Raw genomic sequence first — 18,949 nt, forward strand, 5'->3', positions numbered from 1 at the left:
GCCCGCATCGCAGGCAAGCCAGCTCCCACAGGAACCGAGCCAGGCGTTACTTGATCATTGGCAGGTTCAGGCCCTGCTCCTTGGCGCAATCGATAGCGATCTGGTAACCCGCATCGGCATGACGCATCACCCCGGTGGCCGGGTCGTTATGCAGCACGCGGGCAATGCGCTCGGCGGCTTCGTCGGTACCGTCGCAGACGATGACCATGCCGGAGTGCTGGGAGAAGCCCATGCCCACGCCACCGCCGTGGTGCAGCGAAACCCAGGTCGCACCGCTGGCGGTGTTGAGCAGGGCGTTGAGCAGTGGCCAGTCGGACACGGCGTCGGAACCGTCCTGCATGGATTCGGTTTCGCGGTTGGGGCTTGATACCGAGCCGGAGTCCAGGTGGTCACGGCCGATCACCACCGGTGCCGACAGTTCGCCGCTGCGCACCATTTCGTTGAATGCCAGGCCGAGCTTGGCGCGCTGGCCCAGGCCAACCCAGCAGATGCGCGCCGGCAGGCCCTGGAAGCTGATGCGCTCGCGCGCCATGTCCAGCCAGTTGTGCAGGTGGGCATCGTCGGCGATCAGTTCTTTGACTTTGGCGTCGGTTTTGTAGATGTCCTGCGGGTCGCCCGACAGTGCCGCCCAGCGGAACGGGCCGATGCCACGGCAGAACAGCGGGCGGATGTAGGCCGGTACAAAGCCTGGGAAGTCGAATGCGTTTTCCACGCCTTCTTCCTGCGCCATCTGACGGATGTTGTTGCCGTAGTCGAAGGTCGGTACGCCCATTTTCTGGAAGTCCAGCATCGCCTTGACGTGTACGGCCATCGACTGCTTGGCGGCCTTGATCACGGCGGCCGGTTCGGTCTTGGCGCGGGCGCGGTATTGGTCCCAGGTCCAACCGGCGGGCAGGTAGCCATTGAGTGGGTCGTGGGCGCTGGTCTGGTCAGTGACCATGTCCGGGCGCACGCCGCGCTTGACCAGTTCCGGGAGGATTTCGGCAGCGTTGCCCAGCAGGGCGATGGAGATGGCCTTGCCTTCCTTGGTGTACTTGGCGATGCGCGCCAGGGCGTCGTCGAGGTCGCGGGCTTGTTCGTCGACATAACGGCTGTTCAAGCGGAAATCGATACTGACCTGCTGGCATTCAATGTTCAGCGAGCACGCGCCGGCCAGGGTCGCGGCCAGAGGCTGGGCGCCGCCCATGCCGCCGAGGCCGGCAGTGAGCACCCAACGGCCCTTGAGGTTTGAATCGTAATGCTGGCGACCGGCCTCGACGAAGGTTTCGTAGGTGCCCTGAACGATGCCCTGGCTGCCGATGTAGATCCAGCTGCCGGCGGTCATCTGGCCGTACATGGCCAGGCCCTTGGCATCCAGTTCGTTGAAATGCTCCCAACTGGCCCAGTGCGGCACCAGGTTGGAGTTGGCGATCAACACACGCGGGGCATTGCTGTGGGTCTTGAACACGCCGACCGGCTTGCCCGATTGCACCAGCAGGGTTTCGTCGTCGTTCAGGTTGGTCAGGCTTTCGACGATCTGGTCGTAGCACTCCCAGTTACGCGCCGCACGGCCGATACCGCCGTACACCACCAACTCTTTGGGGTTCTCGGCCACTTGCGGGTCGAGGTTGTTCATCAGCATGCGCAGCGGCGCTTCAGTCAGCCAGCTTTTGGCGGTGAGCGTGTTGCCACGGGCGGCGCGGATTTCAACGTCGCGGTACTTGGTAGGCTTGTTCTGGGAAAAGTCAGTCACAAAAAACTCCTCAGCAATCGATGCGCGAACACGATGGTGCGAAGAGGATGTTTAGCGACTCTTATGCACACACCTTTACTTGTACATACAAGCATATGCAATCGAGCGGCCAACTTGATGAGGGAGAGCTTAAGATTTTTTTGTGGTGGGCGTGCAGGCCTCGGAAATCAAGGCTTCGAGGCTTGATGAAATTTCTTAAAGCACTGGTTTGGACAGTTGGGGAGTTGTTACAAAAGCAGGGTATTGCGCCATGCTGGGGCATTCGGTAACAACTTGGTGCAGGACTGGAAACAGATTGTGCAGCCTATACATAACCCATGTGGGAGCTGGCTTACCTGCGATAGCCATTTGTCTGACACACCGCAATCGCAGGCAAGCCAGCTCCCACATGTTTAATCGCGTGCGGTCAGTTCGATCAGGCAGCAGCGGCCTGTCACGCTGATATCCAGCAAGCCACTGTTACCGTCCACCTGCAAACAATCATGATGGCCCAGCACTTCGCCCAGCACCTTCACCTCATCGGCCACACTGAACACCAGCACGGTGTGCGCGGTACTGAAAAACTGCTGCACCCCGTCCACCCATTGCAAACGTGCGTGGTAACGCTGGGGCGAATAGATCAGGTTGAAGTCGCGAATCGGCCCGGTGATCAGGCGGCACGCCACCTGGCTTTCACCCTTGAAGGCAAACGGCTGCAGAGGCAGCAGGCCGCGCTGCTCTTCGCCGTCCACCGTCAGCACCATGCCGGCACCCTGGATCACGGTGATGATCCGCTGATACCCGGCAAACGTGGAAAAACCACCCGACTCGCCGATGTCGGCAATCGACAGGCGCCAGCCAAAACCGTCGAGGCCCAAGCCTGCATCACGGGTGATTTCTTCGGTGCTGCCACCGCCGTTTTTCCACGGCATGCGTACGTAATCGGCGGCGCGCCAGACCTTGACTGCACTCATTTGCTGAAGCGTCCTTCGAGGCTATGCCGCGAACCTGGGTGGATCAGCCGCGCAGCGGTCACCGGCTGGCGCCCGGACCAGGTGCGCCGGCGAATCAGCAGGCACGGCTCGCCGGCCTCGATCTGCAGCAGCTTGCATTCCTGCGGGTCGGCCAGGATCGCTTCCACCACATGCTCACCCTCGGTCAGCGGCGCCACCTGGTTGAGATAGGCGTAGGGGGTTTGCTGGGTGAAGTCCTGTTGCAGGTATTGCGGTGCCACCAGCGCGTTGACGAAACGGTCTTCGATTTGCACCGGGATATCGTTTTCGTAGTGCACGATCAGCGAGTGGAACACCCGCCCGCCTTCACGCATTTCCAGGGCCACGGCGCGCTCGGAACCAGCAGCCTCCTCGCCCAGGGTAATCACCTTGCAGGTGTGGCGATGGCCGCGGGAGGCGATCTCATCGGCGATGTTATGCACCTCGAACAGCGCCGACTGGCTCTTGGGCTCGGCGACAAAAGTGCCGACGCCTTGCATGCGCACCAGCAAGCCTTCGGCGGTCAGCTCCCGTAGGGCGCGGTTGATGGTCATGCGGCTGAAGCCCAACTGGTTGACCAACTCGCTTTCCGACGGCACACGATAGTGCGGCGGCCAGTTGCCGTTGAGAATCTGCTGGCTGATCATCTGCTTGACGCGGGCATACAAGGGCGCCGGACTTTCGTCCATGTGGGCAGCCAGCGGGGACTTGGCGGGCGGAGTCGGCACGGGGAATCCTTGCAGGAGGAAAAGATGCATAGATTGCCGGAGTTTACCGAGCAGGCAAACGTCTGTATATGTATATACAAATAAACACACGACCGGGGTACCTTGATCATGTCCGCTTTCTTTGCCGAACGCGCGCTGCTGCCTAATGGATGGGCCACTGATGTACGCCTTGAAGTCAGCGCCGATGGCCTGCTGACCAACGTGACGGCCAATGCCAGCGCAGACGGCGCCGAACGACTGAGAGGCCCTGTGTTGCCGGGCATGCCGAACCTGCACTCCCATGCGTTCCAACGGGCCATGGCGGGGCTGGCGGAAGTCGCCGGCAACCCCAATGACAGCTTCTGGACCTGGCGTGACCTGATGTACCGCATGGTCGGCCAGATCAGCCCCGAGCAATTGCAGGTCATCGCGCGCCAGCTGTATATCGAGATGCTCAAGGCCGGCTACACCTCGGTCGCCGAGTTCCACTATGTGCACCACGATATCAGCGGCCAGCCTTACAGCGACCCCACCGAACTGTCGCGCCAGATCAGCCTGGCCGCGGCCAGCAGCGGGATCGGCCTGACCTTGCTGCCAGTGCTCTACAGCCACTCGGGCTTTGGCGGCCAGGCGCCGAACGACGGACAGCGCCGCTTTATCAACAGCACCGATAACTACCTGGAGCTGCAAGCGCGCCTGCAACCGATCCTGGCGGCACAACCGGCCCAGCAACTGGGCCTGTGTTTCCACTCATTGCGCGCGGTAACGCCGCAACAGATCAGCGCAGTGCTGGCCGCCAGCGACCAGGCCTGCCCGGTGCACATCCACATCGCCGAGCAGCAAAAGGAAGTCGATGACTGCCTGGCCTGGAGCGGCAAGCGCCCGCTGCAATGGCTGTATGACAATGTGCACGTCGACCAGCGCTGGTGCCTGGTGCACGCCACCCACGCCAACCCCGACGAAGTGACATTGATGGCCAACAGCCGGGCGATCGCCGGGTTGTGCCTGACCACCGAGGCCAACCTGGGCGACGGGATCTTCCCGGCGGTGGACTTCCTGGCCCAGGGTGGGCGCATGGGGATTGGGTCGGACAGCCATGTGTCCTTGAGCGTGGTCGAAGAACTGCGCTGGCTGGAATACGGCCAGCGCCTGCGCGACCAGCGGCGCAACCGGCTGTATCGCAGCGATCAACCGATGGTCGGCCGCACCCTGTATGACGCAGCCCTGGACGGCGGCGCGCAGGCGCTGGGGCAACCGATTGGCCGCCTGGAAGTCGGCAAGCGTGCGGACTGGCTGGTGCTCGATGGCAATGATCCGTACCTGGCGACGGCCCATGAGGATGGCATTCTTAATCGCTGGTTGTTTGCCGGAGGGGATCGGCAGGTGCGCGATGTGCTGGTCAACGGCCAGTGGGTGGTGCGCGATGGGCATCATGCGGGCGAGGAAGAGAGCAGCCGGGCCTTCACGCAAGTCCTCAGAGACCTACTGTCTTAAGAACAACACATAACCCCTGTGGGAGCGGGCTTGCCCGCGATAGCCGTGTGTCAGTCGAAATCGTCATCGACTGGCCCGCCGCCATCGCAGGCAAGCCAGCTCCCACATTGGGTAGTGTGATGCCCTTCTGGTTTTGCAAAAAACCAGCAAAAAAAAGAGCGGGCTTTATGGCATGCCCGCCCTTCTTTGCTCGACCTTGTTTCGGGTTACTGCGAGGTCTTGGCCATCTGTTTGTCCGACGTACGCCAGATCAACCGTGTGGTGTCGTAACCCTGCTGGCGCGCCCGGCTCAGCAGGTCTTCACGGGTGTCGGCGCTGACGGTCGGCGTGCGTGACAGCAGCCACATATAACGCCGGCTCGGGCTGCCGACGATGGCGGTCTTGTAGTCATCGCTGACATACAACACCCAGTAATCGCCCTTGGCCACGCCCGGTAGCAACGCGGTGAACCAGTTATTGAATTCGACCCACAGCTTGTCGGTCTTGCCCGGTACCTGCGGCGTGGCCGTGCCCTTGGCTTCTTCCCACTTCCACTCGGTGGTCAGGCAACGGTTGAACACTGACATGTCGCCATCGGGCAACAGGGAGTAGCGGGCCTCGGATTGCGCGCAGTTGCGCTGGAAATACATGGGCAAGCGGGCCAGTTCGTACCAGGTGCCCTGGTAACGCTTGAGGTTGACGCTGCCGACAGTCTTGGGTTGCAGATCATCGCCAGAATGGCTGGCGCAGCCTGCCAAAAACAGGCTGGCGCAAAGGTATAAAACGAAACGCATCATTCTTCTTCTCCCGCAGGCTTGCGCCCCGGTTTACTTCAGGCCTTGCCCGGAAAACATCAGAACTTTGTCACCGGCGTACTGCACGCTGATAAAGCTGTTTTTATCGCCCCAGGTGCAACTGGACATGCCCAGTGCGCCAGAACAATCGGTGGGCTTGCCCAGCAACGACTCCACTTCAGCCTTGGCCATGCCAGCCGAGAGCTTCTGGTAATTTTCCTGGGTGACCTTGCTGCAAGCGGCCAACAGCACGCAAAAGCACAAGAGGGCGAGACGGCGTAACGACATGGTAGAGCTCCTGGAGGGACACGCAGCAGTGGGGGTCTGCCAGAAGCTTAGAAGGGAAAAGGGGGGTCTGGTTCCCGCAAGGCAAAAACAAAAAAAGCCCCGAATCGCTGAAACGTTTCGGGGCTTGATCTGACGTGCAAGGTTCACTGTAGGAGCGAGCTTGCTCGCGAAAAAGGTACAGCCAACGCAGCAATGCGCCTGGAATACTTTCGCGAGCAAGCTCGCTCCTACAGAAGGCGTTAAGCCTTCTTGTGGTAACCGGTCACACGCGCCACTTCTTCCTTGGACCCCAGGAACACCGCCACACGCTGGTGCAGGCCTTCAGGCTGGATGTCGAGGATGCGCTGGTGGCCGTCAGTCGAGGCACCGCCCGCCTGCTCAACCAGGAACGACATCGGGTTGGCTTCGTACATCAGGCGCAGTTTGCCCGGCTTGGACGGCTCGCGGCTGTCGCGTGGGTACATGAACAGACCGCCACGGGTCAGAATGCGGTGCACGTCGGCAACCATCGCGGCCACCCAGCGCATGTTGAAGTTTTTCTTCAGCGGGCCTTCTTCGCCTTCCATCAGCTCGTTGACGTAGCGCTTGACCGGTTCTTCCCAGTGGCGCTGGTTGGACATGTTGATCGCGAATTCCTGGGTCGAGGCAGGAATGGAGATGTCTTCGTGAGTCAGCACGAAGCTGCCCATTTCGCGGTCCAGGGTGAAGCCCTTGACGCCATCACCCAGGGTCAGCACCAGCATGGTCTGCGGGCCGTAGATCGCGTAGCCAGCGGCAACCTGTTCGGTGCCTGGCTGCAGGAAGGCCTTTTCGTTCAGCGCTTCGTTCTGGCTCAGGTATTCGTTAGGGCAACGCAGCACCGAGAAGATGGTGCCGACTGGCGCGTTGATGTCGATGTTCGACGAGCCGTCCAGCGGGTCGAATACCAGCAGGTACGCGCCTTTAGGGTATTTGCCCGGGATCTGGTAGGCATTGTCCATTTCTTCGGACGCCATGCCGGCCAGGTGACCGCCCCATTCGTTGGCTTCGAGCAGGATTTCGTTGGAAATCACGTCGAGTTTCTTCTGCACTTCGCCTTGCACGTTTTCAGTGCCCATGCTGCCCAGGACGCCGCCCAGCGCGCCCTTGGACACGGCGTGGCTGATTTCCTTGCAAGCACGCGCCACCACTTCGATCAGGAAGCGCAGATCGGCAGGGGTGTTGTTGCTGCGGGTCTGCTCAATCAAATAGCGACTCAGGGTAACGCGGGACATGGACGGCTCCGGAGAATGGGGGGGCTAAAAACCCGCGCAGTTTAGCGCGAGTCGGGGCGCATTTCCTCCTATCAGACGAGATAAGCCTGACAGAGTTCATGTAGGCCCCGGCTCAGGGCCTGGCCGGCGGCTTGCGCAGCAGACTGTAGGCCATCGCCCCAAGTGCCGCCACGCCCAGTAACAATACGGCCCACAGGCCGATTGTCTTCCAGTGGGTACCTGCGGCATTTGGCGCAGGCGGTGTACTGGCGCGCCACGCGCCATCGACCCGGGCCTGGCCCAGAGTCGCGAGGCGCTGCGGGGTGTAGCCGGGAATCAAGGTGGTCAGTGCCAGGTTCGCGGCCTTGGCCGACGGGTTGCCCAGCGCCAGGGTAAACGGTGGTTCGCCCCGCGCCAGGAACACCACTTGCGTGGCCCGCACGGCAAAACTCAACGCCGGCGCCTGCGCCCCCAGGCCACCGCCCCGTTCGTCCACCTCCAGCTTGAGCTGCCGCACCGGATAGCCCGGCAGTTGCAGTTGATCCTGGGTGACTTCTTGCCCGCCTTGCGCCAAGCGATAGAGCAAACCACGGCTCAACGTCTGCCATGCCTGCTTGCTGTCCTGACGCCCTTGCAGCCCCACCGGCGCCAGGCTGTTGGGCTGACGCAACTCGACACGCACCCGCTCGATATTCAACACCCCAGGCAGCTGCCAGCTGTACTGCCCAGGCTCCAGGGTGCTGCCGGCCAAAGGCTCGGACCACACCAGCGACAGCGGCAGGCTGCTGGTGCTCTGCACTTCAATGGAGGTCAACTCGGGCGCGGCCTGGCCTTGCCATAGAAGGCGCAGGTAGCGCGCCGACTGCCCTGGCAAGGCGACTTCACGCTGCTCCACCCGATCCTCGGCAAATGCCAGGCGCGCCACCTGCCCGTCGCCCCAGGAGCGCCACTGCTGCAAATCGTCACTGGCTTCGATGCTGAAACGCTGGAAACCCTCGTGCTCGGCGGGCCAGTCGAGGATCAGCTTTTGCAACGGCGCCTTGACTGCACTGACATCAAGCAACCAGCCACGGCGCACCTGCGCACCGGTCGGCACCTCGCTGGACGGCTGCACCTGCACCAGGGTGCCCGTGGCGCTGGATTGCACGCGCACGCTGGGCACACTGTCGCTGGCATTGTCGGTGGCATACAGCGGGAAGCCCTTCAGCCGGGCCAGGTTGTTTGCGCTTGCGGCCGACTGCCGCACTAATGCATATGCCTGGGGTTCGCCCGCCGCGTTGAACACCCGCAGGTCACCGAGATCCGCCTGGCTGGCGCTCAATTGCACCGTCAGCGGCAACTCCAGGCGATACCAGGGGCCGTCGCCGCTGACGGTCAGCGGCACTTGGGTGGTGAAGTCCGCGAGGCCTTCTGCGGCCGACGCCGATAACGCGGCGCACAGGCCCACCAGTGCAATACTCAGTTTGCCGATCAAGAGGACGCTCCTTGGGTTTGAACCTCGGGTTCACTGCGCTTGGGCGGCAGCGGAGCAAAATAGCCCACCACCAGCAACAGCCCGCCCACGCCGATAAACGACACGATCCGCTCCAGCCCGCCACGGTTGCTCAGCTCCACGAGGAACAACTTGGCGACCACTACGCCGATCAGCACCGCGCCGACCAGCCACACTTCCCGGCGATTGCGCAGGTGCCCGCCGATCATCAAGCCCAAGGCAATCAGGGTCCAGACAATCGACAGGCCGGCCTGGACCAACATTGAGTCGAGCAACGCATCCAGATAAAACGGCACGCCGCCCCAATGGTGCGCCGCGCGCATCACCAATGCGGTGAAAAAGGCGAACAGCGAGACCCCGGCAACGCCCTGGGCAATCCACGGGGTGCGGCTGCCCAGTTGTGGCGCCGCGCTGCGCGCCCACAGGTACACGCCCAGCAGCGCAAACAGCAGGCCCAGGTCCAAGGGGTTGAGCAACGGCACATACGGCAATGGCCTGGCCGTGCCGTCGCTGAAAATATTGGCCAGCCAGAACCACACCAGCATCAGCGCGGCCAGCGGCAGCGCGGCCAGCAGGCGGTATTCACGCGCATAAGCAGATATCGGCCATGGCCACTGGCGCGGCGTAGCGACGGCTATCAGGTACAGGCTGGGGAAAATCGCCCAGCCCAGCCAGCGCCAGGCGTTGTAGTGCACCGAAAGCACCAACAGGCCATAGCGCAGCTCCAGGGCGAGCATGCCGATCAGCATCCAGCAGCCCAGCACATGGGCGACGCTCAGGGCCTTTGCCGCCGCCAGGTCGGCCAAATAACGCAGCGCGATGAAATGCACGGCGAACACCGCCAGCCAGGCCAACCAGCCCAATTCGGCCGCCGGGTGGTAATAGCGATGCAACGACACCAGCACCACCAGCGCCGCCGCTGGCATCAGCAACAGGCAGAGGGTACCCAGCGCGGCCCAGCGCAGGCGCAACGCCAGCAACATCCACAACGCCGCGCTGGCCGCAGCCGCCGCCAACAGGAACGTGGCTTGCAACTCTGGCGGGGTGAAGCGCAGCACTTCATGGTTCAGCGCCAATACCCACCACGCCGCGCCCCAGGCCAGCAGGCCGTTGGAAAGATGGGGCAACTTGAGCCGTCGATCACTGCCCTGCAAGCGCCAGGCGCCGACAAATGCGGCCAACCCCACCAGCATCGGCGCCCAGAAACCGATATGCCGAAACGCCGGCAGTTCTTCGCCGCCCCATGACGTGAGCATGAGCAACGCCCCCGCCAGCACTTGCACGCCAAGCGCGCAGAACAGGAAGGTGCGCGAAGCGATATGCCAGCCGACAAACACCGTTACCAGCCCGGCCAGCGCCCAACTGATCGCGGTGCCCTGCTCGGCCACCAGCAACGGCGCCAGCAGGTACACAAAGCCCAGGCCAAGGCCGGCCAGGACCGGCAAGCCCCGGCGCTCCCACGTCGTGGTCTGCGCCAGCGCGGCCGTGCGCAGTTGCTGGAAGCTGAACAGCAACGCCACGCCGAGCAACAACGCGCCCAGCGCCGCGCCGTCCAGCAGCGTGTGTTCGCCCACGTCCAGCTCACTGAGAAAGGCCAGCGCCGAGCCCAGTTGCAACAGCAGGCCGAACCCGCGCGCCAACGCTCGCTGCTGACGCAGGCCAAGCCAGAGGATGCCAGCGCCTTCCACCGCCCAGGCTGCGGCGGTCCAGCGCGCGTCCAGGCCCAGGGGGATCGCCAGGCTGGCGAAGATCACGCCCAGGGCCAGGCAGGTTTCTGCCAGCAACACGGTGCGCCCACCGCTGAGCACACGCGCCAGGACCATATAGATGATCCCCAACGCCAGTGCGCTGAATGCCGGAGCGAAGGCCAGGTGTTGCACCAAGGTGAACTGCAAACCAAACGCCACCAGCGGCGGGCCGAACAACAGGCCGCCATCCACATAATCACCCTTGGCCGCCGACCAGCGCAGCAGCGCGCCACGGCTGTCATCGGCCGGGGCGTCGGGGGTTTCCAGGAGTTTGCGTCGCGCAAACAGCAGGCCGATGGCCAGGTACATGAGGAAGAACAGGATCAGGAACGGCTCGGTACTCCACAGCAGTTCCGGAGTGTAGGAACGAATCCCCCAGGCGAAGCCAATGCCGAAGGTGCCGGCAAAGCCAATCACATTGAGCAGGCGCCAGGCCTTGAACCAGGCGATGGCGAGGATCCCGGCGTTGAGCAGGGCGAAGTAACTGAACAGCGCCACATGGCTGCCTTCGCCAGTGGACGCCAGGATCGGCGCGGCAAACCCGCCGAGGGCTGCGGCGCAGGCCAGGCCGATGGCGTCCTGGGTAATCGCGAGGATCGCCGAAAACACCGTCACCGCCACCAGCAGGCCCAGCGCCGCACCCGGATCGAGCAGCGGGTGCAGGCGCATGGCGGCGAACACCGTCAGGTACAACACGGCAATGCCCGTGCCTTGCAGGATCAGCGCGTAACTGCCCCGGCGCAGGCGCAGCCACCAACCCAGGCCCAGCAAGCCCAGGGCGCAGGCGGCGACACCGGCGTAGCGCATCTCGATCGGCACCACCAGGCCTTCGGTGGCATAACGCAGCAAAAATGCCAGGCCCAAGAACAGCAACACCACGCCGACCCGCAGCACGGTATTGCCACCCAGCAGCCAGTTGCGCGCGGCGCCGATGGCACGTTCGATCAGGTTGGGGCTATGGGGGATTTCGGGTTCAGCTTCGCGGGCAACGGCGGCCGGTTTCCACAGGTCGTCCGGCAGCGGTTGGCTCGGCTCGTGAGCAGGGGTGGATTGCAGTTCGGCGGGCAGCTCCCAGACCAGCTCTGGGGCGGGCGCGGGTTCGGCCATGGACGGTTCGACCTGAGGCGGCTTTTCCAGCAGCGCGAGGCGTTGTTCCAGCGCCTTTACGGTACTGCCCAGGTTCGACAGGCGAATGGCCTGGCCAACCCCCAAACCCAGTAGTGCACCGAAGCCTGCATCACTAAACGATTCATCCAGCGCCCAGCCGAGCACCAGGCCAATGAGCATGAACATCCATTGCATGGTCCAAATCCCTAAGCAAACCGAGGCCCAGTATATAGACGCATAACCAATGTGGGAGCGGGCTTGCTCGCGATAGCGGTGCATCAGTCACCTATTTGCTAACTGACACACCGCTATCGCGAGCAAGCCCGCTCCCACATTTTGCTCCTGCGGCGTTTAGTCCAGGGCTTTCCAGATTTCGGTCGCATACTCGCGGATGGTACGGTCCGACGAGAACCACCCGGTACGCGCGGTGTTGAGCACCGCTGAACGCCACCATTCCTTGGAGTCATGCCAATGGGCTTCGACCCGCGCCTGGGCGTCCCAATAGGCATCAAAATCGGCACACACCAGGAAGCGATCATAGGCGATCAACGAGTCGATCAACCCCACATAGCGCCCCGGATCGTCCGGCGAGAACACCCCGCCACGAATCGCCTGCAGCACGTCGTTCAAGCGATGGGAGGCCGCGATATCCGGGCCGGCATTGAATTCACCCGCCTGTTTGCGCGCTTCGACCTGCTCGGCGCTGAGGCCGAAGATAAACATGTGCTCGCCGCCGATGCGCTCGTGCATCTCGACATTGGCGCCATCCATGGTGCCGATGGTCAGCGCGCCATTGAGGCCGAACTTCATGTTGCTGGTGCCCGAGGCCTCGAACCCGGCGGTGGATATCTGCTCTGACAGGTCCGCCGCCGGAATGATGTTTTCCGCCAGGCTGACGTTGTAGTTGGGCAGGAACACCACCTTGAGCAGGCCGCGCACGGTCGGGTCGTTATTGACCGTACGCGCGATGTCGTTGGTCAGCTTGATGATCAGCTTGGCCTGGTGATAACTGGCCGCTGCCTTGCCGGCGAAGATTTTCACCCGCGGCACCCAATCCACTTCGGGCTCGGCACGAATCGCCTGGTACAGGGCGACGGTGTGCAACAGGTTCAGCAACTGGCGCTTGTACTCGTGGATGCGCTTGACCTGCACATCGAACATCGCCGCCGGGTTGACCGAGATCCCCAGGCGCTCATGGATGATATCGGCCAGTACGCGCTTGCTGTGCAGGCGCTGCTCGGCGAAGGCCTTGCGGAACGCCTGCTTCTCGGCAAAGGTTTCCAGCTCCACCAGGCGCTGTTCCATGTTGTCGAGAATGTCCGGGCCCAGGGCTTCTACCAGCATCGCGGTGAGCTTGGGGTTGGCCTGGAATAGCCAGCGGCGGAAGGTGATGCCGTTGGTCTTGTTGTTGATACGGTCGGGGTAGAGCTTGTGCAGTTCGGAAAACACCGTGCTGCGCATCAACTGGGTGTGCAGCCCGGACACGCCGTTGACGCTGTGGGAGCCAAGGAACGCCAGGTTGCCCATGCGCACGCGGCGACCGTTGTCTTCTTCGATCAGCGACACTGCGCGCAGCACGTCGAAATCGTGGATGCCCTTGGCCCGCAGCGAATCGATGTGCTGGGCGTTGATCAGGTAGATGATCTGCATATGCCGGGGCAGCATGCGCTCCATCAGGCCTACGGGCCAGGTTTCCAGAGCCTCGGGAAGCAGCGTGTGGTTGGTGTAGGAAAGCGTCTCCACCGTAACCTGCCAGGCCGCATCCCAGGCGATGTCGTGCAGGTCGACCAATTGGCGCATCAACTCGGCCACGGCGATGGACGGGTGGGTGTCGTTGAGCTGGATGGCCGCGTGTTCGCCCAGGCTCAGCACCGAGCCGTGCATGTTTTTGTGGCGCCGCAGCAGGTCTTGCAGGGAAGCCGAGACGAAGAAGTATTCCTGGCGCAGGCGCAATTCCTGCCCCGCTTCGGTGCTGTCGGCCGGGTAAAGCACCCTGGAGATGCTTTCGGCACGGGCCACTTCGGCAACGGCGCCCAAATGGTCACCGGCGTTGAAGCGCTCCAGGTGCAGGTCTTCGACAGCTCGCGCACGCCACAGGCGCAAGGTGTTCACACTGGCACCGCGCCAGCCGACTACCGGGGTGTCGTAGGCCACCGCGCGCACGGTTTCATTGGGCGACCAGACCTGGATCGACTTGCCGGACGCATCCAGCACGGTCTCGACGCTGCCGCCGAAGCCGATCGGGTAGATCACTTCGGCGCGCTCGAACTCCCAGGGGTTGCCGAAATCCAGCCAGCGCTCGGTCTGTTCCTGCTGCCAGCCATCGACAATCGCTTGGCGAAACAGCCCGTGTTCATAACGAATGCCATAGCCATGGCCGGCAATGCCCAGTGTCGACATGCTTTCCATAAAGCACGCGGCCAGGCGGCCCAGGCCACCGTTGCCCAGGGCCGCATCGGGCTCCAGCAGGCGGATGCGCTCCAGGTCCACACCCAGCTCGCCGAGGGCTTCGCGCGCCACCTCCAGCAGGCCGAGGTTGCTCAGGCTGTCAAACAGCAAACGGCCGATCAAGAACTCCAGGGACAGGTAATACACCCGCTTCTGCCCACGCCGGTAGATGTGCCGGGTGTGGTCCATCCAGTGGTCGACCATGTGGTCGCGCGCCGCCAGGGCAATGGCTTCGAACCAGTCATGGTCGAAGGCGTGATCGGGATCCTTGCCCACCGCATAAGTGAGTTTGGTCAAGACAGCATCGCGAAACGCGGCTACCTCTGCTTCTCGTACAAGCGGTTCCTGAGACATCGGTGCGACCTCGGGCGAGATAGAAGAAGGGAAATCCTAGAGCCTAGACGGTCTGACCCATGGCATGGCTGACGGTTCGGCAGTTTTTTCACTCATTCACGCATGCAGGTTTTAGATGCAGGGGCCGTGCCCGTTTACGTCACCAAGCAGCCTTTGAGCCGAAACCCGCAAAATATTGTTCAAAAAATCACCAATCCCGGTATGATCGCGCGCCCGGACAAAGCCCCTCTTGGAAACCTGATGAAGCCTCAACTGATCGCCGCCGCGGAACTCGACCGTCTCGAAACGTGGCAGAAATACTCCAGCCACATGTGCGGCGGCTGCACGTCCAACTGCTGCACCCTGCCGGTTGAGGTGAAGATCAAGGATTTGATCCGCATTGGCATCGTCGATGAATTCGAGCGTGGCGACCCGCCGAAGAACATCGCCAAGCGCTTGCAGAAGGAAGGCATCGTCGAGCGCTTCAACTCCAAGTCCGAGATCTTTACCCTGCAGCGCATGAGCAACAACGATTGCCTGTACCTGGATCGTAAGACGCGCTTCTGCACTATTTATGACAAACGCCCGGATACCTGCCGCAATCACCCCAAGATCGGGCCACGCCCGGGGTATTGCGCGTACAAGCCCAAGGAAGTGGTGCGCGAGACCAAGTTGCGCACGCTCGACAAGTTCTAAATGTTGGTTGCCTGACAGATCGCCATCGCAGGCAAGCCAGCTCCCACAGTTGATCGCGTTCATCCTCAATAAACTCGGTCAATGTGGGAGCCGGGCTTGCCCGCGATGAGGCCAGGCCAGACACCACACAATCTGCAGGCATAAAAAAACGCCCCCGGCCAACAGGCCGGGGGCGTTTTTATTCAGCTGGAACTAAGTATCAGTTCTTAGCCTTTTTGGCAGCGCGGGTACGCTCGCCTTCGTCCAGGATCTTCTTACGAAGACGGATGGACTTAGGCGTCACTTCGCACAGCTCGTCGTCCTGGATGAATTCCAGGGCCTGTTCCAGGGTGAAGCGAACAGGTGGAACCAGGGCGATGGTTTCGTCTTTACCCGAAGCACGCATGTTGTCGAGCTTCTTGCCTTTGGTTGGGTTGACGCCCATGTCGTTGTCACGGCTGTTCAAGCCAACGATCTGACCGTTGTAGATCTCTTGACCGTGTTCAACGAACAGCTTGCCACGCGCCTGGAGAGTTTCCAGGGAGTAGGTCAGCGCCTTGCCGGTTTCTACCGATACCAGAACACCGTTCTGACGGCCGGACATGTCGCCGGACTTCATGGTGTCGTAGCGATCGAAGATCGAGGTCAGGATGCCAGCACCGTTGGTCAGGGTCAGGAACTGGTTACGGAAACCGATCAGACCACGAGCAGGGATGTTGTATTCCAGACGCACACGGCCTTTGCCATCCGGCACCATGTTGGTCAGGTCGCCCTTACGCAGGCCCATCTCTTCCATGACCTTGCCCTGGGATTCTTCAGGGGTGTCGATGGTGACGTTTTCGAACGGTTCCTGCTTCACGCCGTCAACGGTACGGATGATCACTTCCGGACGACCAACGCCCATTTCGAAGCCTTCGCGACGCATGGTTTCGATCAGTACCGAGAGGTGCAGCTCACCACGGCCGGAAACCTTGAACTTGTCAGCCGAGTCGCCTTCTTCAACGCGCAGTGCAACGTTGTACAGCAGCTCTTTGTCCAGACGTTCCTTGATGTTACGGGAAGTCACGAACTTGCCTTCTTTACCGCAGAAAGGCGAGTCGTTTACCTGGAAGGTCATGGAAACGGTTGGCTCGTCGACGGTCAGAGGCTTCATCGCCTCGACAGTGTCCGGCTGGCACAGGGTGTCGGAGATGAACAGCGAGTCCATACCGCTTACGCACACGATGTCGCCGGCGAAAGCTTCTTCAACGTCGATGCGGTGCAGGCCGTGGTGACCCATCAGCTTGAGGATACGACCGTTGCGCTTCTTGCCGTCGGCGCCGATAGCCACAACCGGGGTGTTCGGCTTGACGCTACCGCGAGCGATACGGCCAACACCGATAACACCCAGGAAGCTGTTGTAGTCCAGTGCCGAGATTTGCATCTGGAACGGGCCTTCACGGTCAACCTTCGGCGGTGGAACGTGGTCAACGATCGCCTGGTACAGCGGGGTCATGTCTTCCGCCATGGCGGTGTGTTCCAGACCGGCAATACCGTTCAGGGCAGAGGCGTAGATCACTTGGAAATCAAGTTGCTCTTCGGTAGCACCCAGGTTGTCGAACAGGTCGAAGATCTGGTCCAGAACCCAGTCCGGACGCGCGCCTGGACGGTCAACCTTGTTGATGCACACGATCGGACGCAGGCCGGCTTCGAAAGCCTTCTTGGTCACGAAACGGGTTTGCGGCATAGGGCCGTCTTGAGCGTCAACCAGCAGCAGAACGGAGTCAACCATCGACATTACGCGTTCTACTTCGCCGCCGAAGTCGGCGTGGCCCGGGGTGTCCACGATGTTGATGTGGTAGCCGTTCCAGTTGATGGCGGTGTTTTTCGCCAGGATGGTAATACCGCGCTCTTTTTCCTGGTCGTTGGAGTCCATCACGCGCTCGTCGTTGAGCTCGTTGCGCTCCAGGGTGCCGGATTGACGCAGGAGTTTGTCTACCAGGGTGGTTTTACCATGGTCAACGTGGGCAATGATGGCGATGTTACGTAGATTTTCGATCACTTGTGTATCTCGATCAGAGGATTCGGTGTGCTGACAGGTCGTGGCAGCGATTAACAGTAGAGTCAGGCCTTGCCGTTACAGCTTGACGGCAGAGTCGGGGGGCCGGTGACGCAGGCCACAGGCAAACAGCCCCGGGCTCTTAGCTCGGTCGATAAACGCGCACATTGGCATGCCCCTCACTGAGCAAATGGTGGGCATGCAGGCGACTCATCACGCCTTTGTCGCAATACAGCAGGTACTGACGGCTGTTATCCAGTTCCTTGAAACGCGCGTTCAGTGCATAGAACGGCAGCGTTTGCACGTCGATGCCAGCGACTTCCAGCGGCTCGTCGCAAGCGGCATCCGGGTGACGGATGTCGATGACAATCTGGCCGGCCAGTGCTTCGCTGACTTCTTCGATCTGCACATCCTGGCCCAGTTCGTCGATTACCCGATCGATCGGCACCAGTTTGGCGTTCTCGAGCGCTCGCTCCAGAATCGCCATGTCGAATTCTTTCTCTTCATGCTCCACGCGGTAGCGCTTGGCATGGGTCTTGGGGTTCACCGAAATGACCCCGCAATACTCTGGCATGTGCTTGGCGAAATCAGCGGTGCCGATTTCGTTGGCCAGGTCGATGATGTCTTGCTTGTGGCTGGCGATCAGCGGGCGCAATACCAACTTGTCGGTCACGCAGTCGATCACAGACAGGTTCGGCAGGGTCTGGCTGGAGACCTGGGAAATCGCCTCGCCGGTGACCAGCGCTTCGATTTGCAGGCGGTCGGCGATTTTCGACGCTGCGCGCAACATCATACGCTTCAATACGACGCCCATATGACCGTTATCGACTTTTCCGAGAATTTCTCCCAGGACTTCCTCGAACGGCACGCTGACAAACAGCACGCGCTGGGAGCTGCCGTACTTCTTCCAGATATAGTGCGCGACTTCCATCACGCCCAATTCGTGTGCACGCCCGCCCAGGTTAAAGAAGCAGAAGTGGCTCATCAGGCCGCGGCGCATGATCTGGTAGGCCGCCACGGTGGAGTCGAAACCGCCGGACATCAGCACCAGGGTCTGCTCCAGCGCGCCCAGCGGGTAGCCGCCGATGCTGTTGTGCTGGCTGTGGATCACAAACAACCGTTGGTCGCGAATTTCGATGCGCACTTCGATTTGCGGCTCTTTCAGCGAGATTCCAGCCGCGCCGCACTCACGACGCAGCTTGCTGCCGACGTACTTCTCGACGTCCATGGAGCTGAACGGATGCTTGCCCGCACGCTTGCAACGCACCGAAAAAATCTTGCCCACAAGGCTGTCGCCAAAGTGCAGTTTGCATTTTTCAGTGATGTCGTCGAAGTCGCCCAGCGGGTACTCGTCAACCTGCAGGAAATGCGCGATGCCCGGCATGCAGCTCAGGCGCTCGGTCATATCTTTCAAGGCTTTAGGGTCGCTGACGCGGGTTTCCAGCTCGAGATTGTCCCACACACCGTTCACCACCACGGCCGGGTCCAGGTCACGGAGCACAGCGCGGATGTTCTTGGCCAATTGACGGATGAAACGCATCCGTACCGGTCGGCTCTTGATGGTGATCTCGGGGAAGACTTTAACGATTAATTTCATGGAAACAGCGCGCGCAGGGCCAGCCGAAAAAGGGGGGCGCGGATTATAGCGGAAATCGCTCAAGGTTTAACCAGTTAATATACAAACGGCATGCAGCGCACCAAAGAGGTGCATTTAAGACTGATTGCGCTACATTGCAGTGCGCGATTTTTGCCGTTTTGACGATTTGCACCTTTATAGGGGCCATTTTGAGGCAAAAAACCCATGTCGGGGCACTGGCATGCAATTTGCTCTCTTGTGAGGCAGGTTGCCATGGCGGACTATCCGCGCCGGCATCACCCACATTCTAAGGGCTACTCCACTACCCAAGCCCG

At 61.5% G+C, this 18,949-nt stretch carries 13 protein-coding genes; 2 read left to right on the plus strand and 11 right to left on the minus strand.

What is annotated here, in order from left to right; all coding sequences use genetic code 11:
- Nucleotides 1–46 precede the first annotated feature (46 nt).
- The 3 genes from hutU to hutC form a co-directional block, all read right to left on the minus strand.
- Nucleotides 47–1,732 (minus strand): urocanate hydratase, encoded by a 1,686-nt coding sequence (hutU, locus tag HBO19_RS19930; protein WP_170058144.1) that lies wholly within the window; start codon nucleotides 1,730–1,732, stop codon nucleotides 47–49.
- 392 nt (nucleotides 1,733–2,124) lie between these two features.
- A complete protein-coding gene (locus tag HBO19_RS19935) occupies nucleotides 2,125–2,685 on the minus strand; it encodes a HutD family protein (RefSeq protein ID WP_170058145.1) in 561 nt (186 codons plus the stop codon).
- Nucleotides 2,682–3,392, minus strand: coding sequence for a histidine utilization repressor (gene hutC, locus HBO19_RS19940; RefSeq protein ID WP_262381098.1), 711 nt, complete (start codon nucleotides 3,390–3,392; stop codon nucleotides 2,682–2,684). The genes HBO19_RS19935 and hutC overlap by 4 nt, the downstream gene beginning before the upstream one ends.
- Nucleotides 3,393–3,539: 147 nt before the next feature.
- Here hutC and HBO19_RS19945 point away from each other — a divergent pair, with 147 nt between their 5' ends.
- Nucleotides 3,540–4,904, plus strand: a complete 1,365-nt coding sequence (locus tag HBO19_RS19945) for a formimidoylglutamate deiminase (protein WP_170042370.1) — start codon at nucleotides 3,540–3,542, stop codon at nucleotides 4,902–4,904.
- A 206-nt stretch (nucleotides 4,905–5,110) separates the two neighbouring features.
- Here the strand turns inward: HBO19_RS19945 and HBO19_RS19950 are convergent, their stop codons facing one another.
- From HBO19_RS19950 to HBO19_RS19975, 6 genes are all read right to left on the minus strand, one after another.
- Nucleotides 5,111–5,680 carry a lipocalin family protein gene (locus HBO19_RS19950; RefSeq protein WP_032862264.1) on the minus strand — a complete coding sequence of 190 codons (570 nt, stop codon included), beginning with the start codon at nucleotides 5,678–5,680 and terminating at the stop codon, nucleotides 5,111–5,113.
- Nucleotides 5,681–5,710: 30 nt separating this feature from the next.
- Complete coding sequence (locus HBO19_RS19955) at nucleotides 5,711–5,965, minus strand: lipoprotein (protein WP_038445326.1); 255 nt, start codon at nucleotides 5,963–5,965, stop codon at nucleotides 5,711–5,713.
- 239 nt (nucleotides 5,966–6,204) lie between these two features.
- Nucleotides 6,205–7,218 (minus strand): class 1 fructose-bisphosphatase, encoded by a 1,014-nt coding sequence (locus tag HBO19_RS19960; RefSeq protein WP_032862268.1) that lies wholly within the window; start codon nucleotides 7,216–7,218, stop codon nucleotides 6,205–6,207.
- 112 nt (nucleotides 7,219–7,330) lie between these two features.
- A complete protein-coding gene (locus tag HBO19_RS19965; protein WP_170058226.1) occupies nucleotides 7,331–8,668 on the minus strand; it encodes a DUF3999 domain-containing protein in 1,338 nt (445 codons plus the stop codon).
- Nucleotides 8,668–11,739 (minus strand): DUF2339 domain-containing protein, encoded by a 3,072-nt coding sequence (locus HBO19_RS19970; protein ID WP_170058146.1) that lies wholly within the window; start codon nucleotides 11,737–11,739, stop codon nucleotides 8,668–8,670. Before HBO19_RS19970 ends, HBO19_RS19965 begins: the two co-directional genes overlap by 1 nt.
- Nucleotides 11,740–11,895: 156 nt before the next feature.
- Entirely contained in the window at nucleotides 11,896–14,346 is a 2,451-nt protein-coding gene (locus HBO19_RS19975; protein WP_169955653.1) for a glycogen/starch/alpha-glucan phosphorylase, read from the minus strand.
- Between the two features lie 240 nt (nucleotides 14,347–14,586).
- Between HBO19_RS19975 and HBO19_RS19980 the strand changes: the two genes are divergently transcribed.
- The gene (locus HBO19_RS19980; RefSeq protein ID WP_032862271.1) at nucleotides 14,587–15,021 is read left to right on the plus strand and encodes a YkgJ family cysteine cluster protein; all 435 of its coding nucleotides are present in this window, start codon (nucleotides 14,587–14,589) and stop codon (nucleotides 15,019–15,021) included.
- Nucleotides 15,022–15,220: 199 nt separating this feature from the next.
- On the opposite strand, the gene typA is transcribed toward HBO19_RS19980, so the two are convergent.
- A complete protein-coding gene (typA, locus tag HBO19_RS19985) occupies nucleotides 15,221–17,041 on the minus strand; it encodes a translational GTPase TypA (RefSeq protein ID WP_053140412.1) in 1,821 nt (606 codons plus the stop codon).
- A gap of 139 nt (nucleotides 17,042–17,180) precedes the next feature.
- The gene (thiI, locus tag HBO19_RS19990; RefSeq protein ID WP_170042368.1) at nucleotides 17,181–18,635 is read right to left on the minus strand and encodes a tRNA uracil 4-sulfurtransferase ThiI; all 1,455 of its coding nucleotides are present in this window, start codon (nucleotides 18,633–18,635) and stop codon (nucleotides 17,181–17,183) included.
- Between the last annotated feature and the right edge of the window lie 314 nt (nucleotides 18,636–18,949).

This window comes from Pseudomonas sp. WS 5021 (genome assembly GCF_012985535.1).
Taxonomy (GTDB): domain Bacteria; phylum Pseudomonadota; class Gammaproteobacteria; order Pseudomonadales; family Pseudomonadaceae; genus Aquipseudomonas.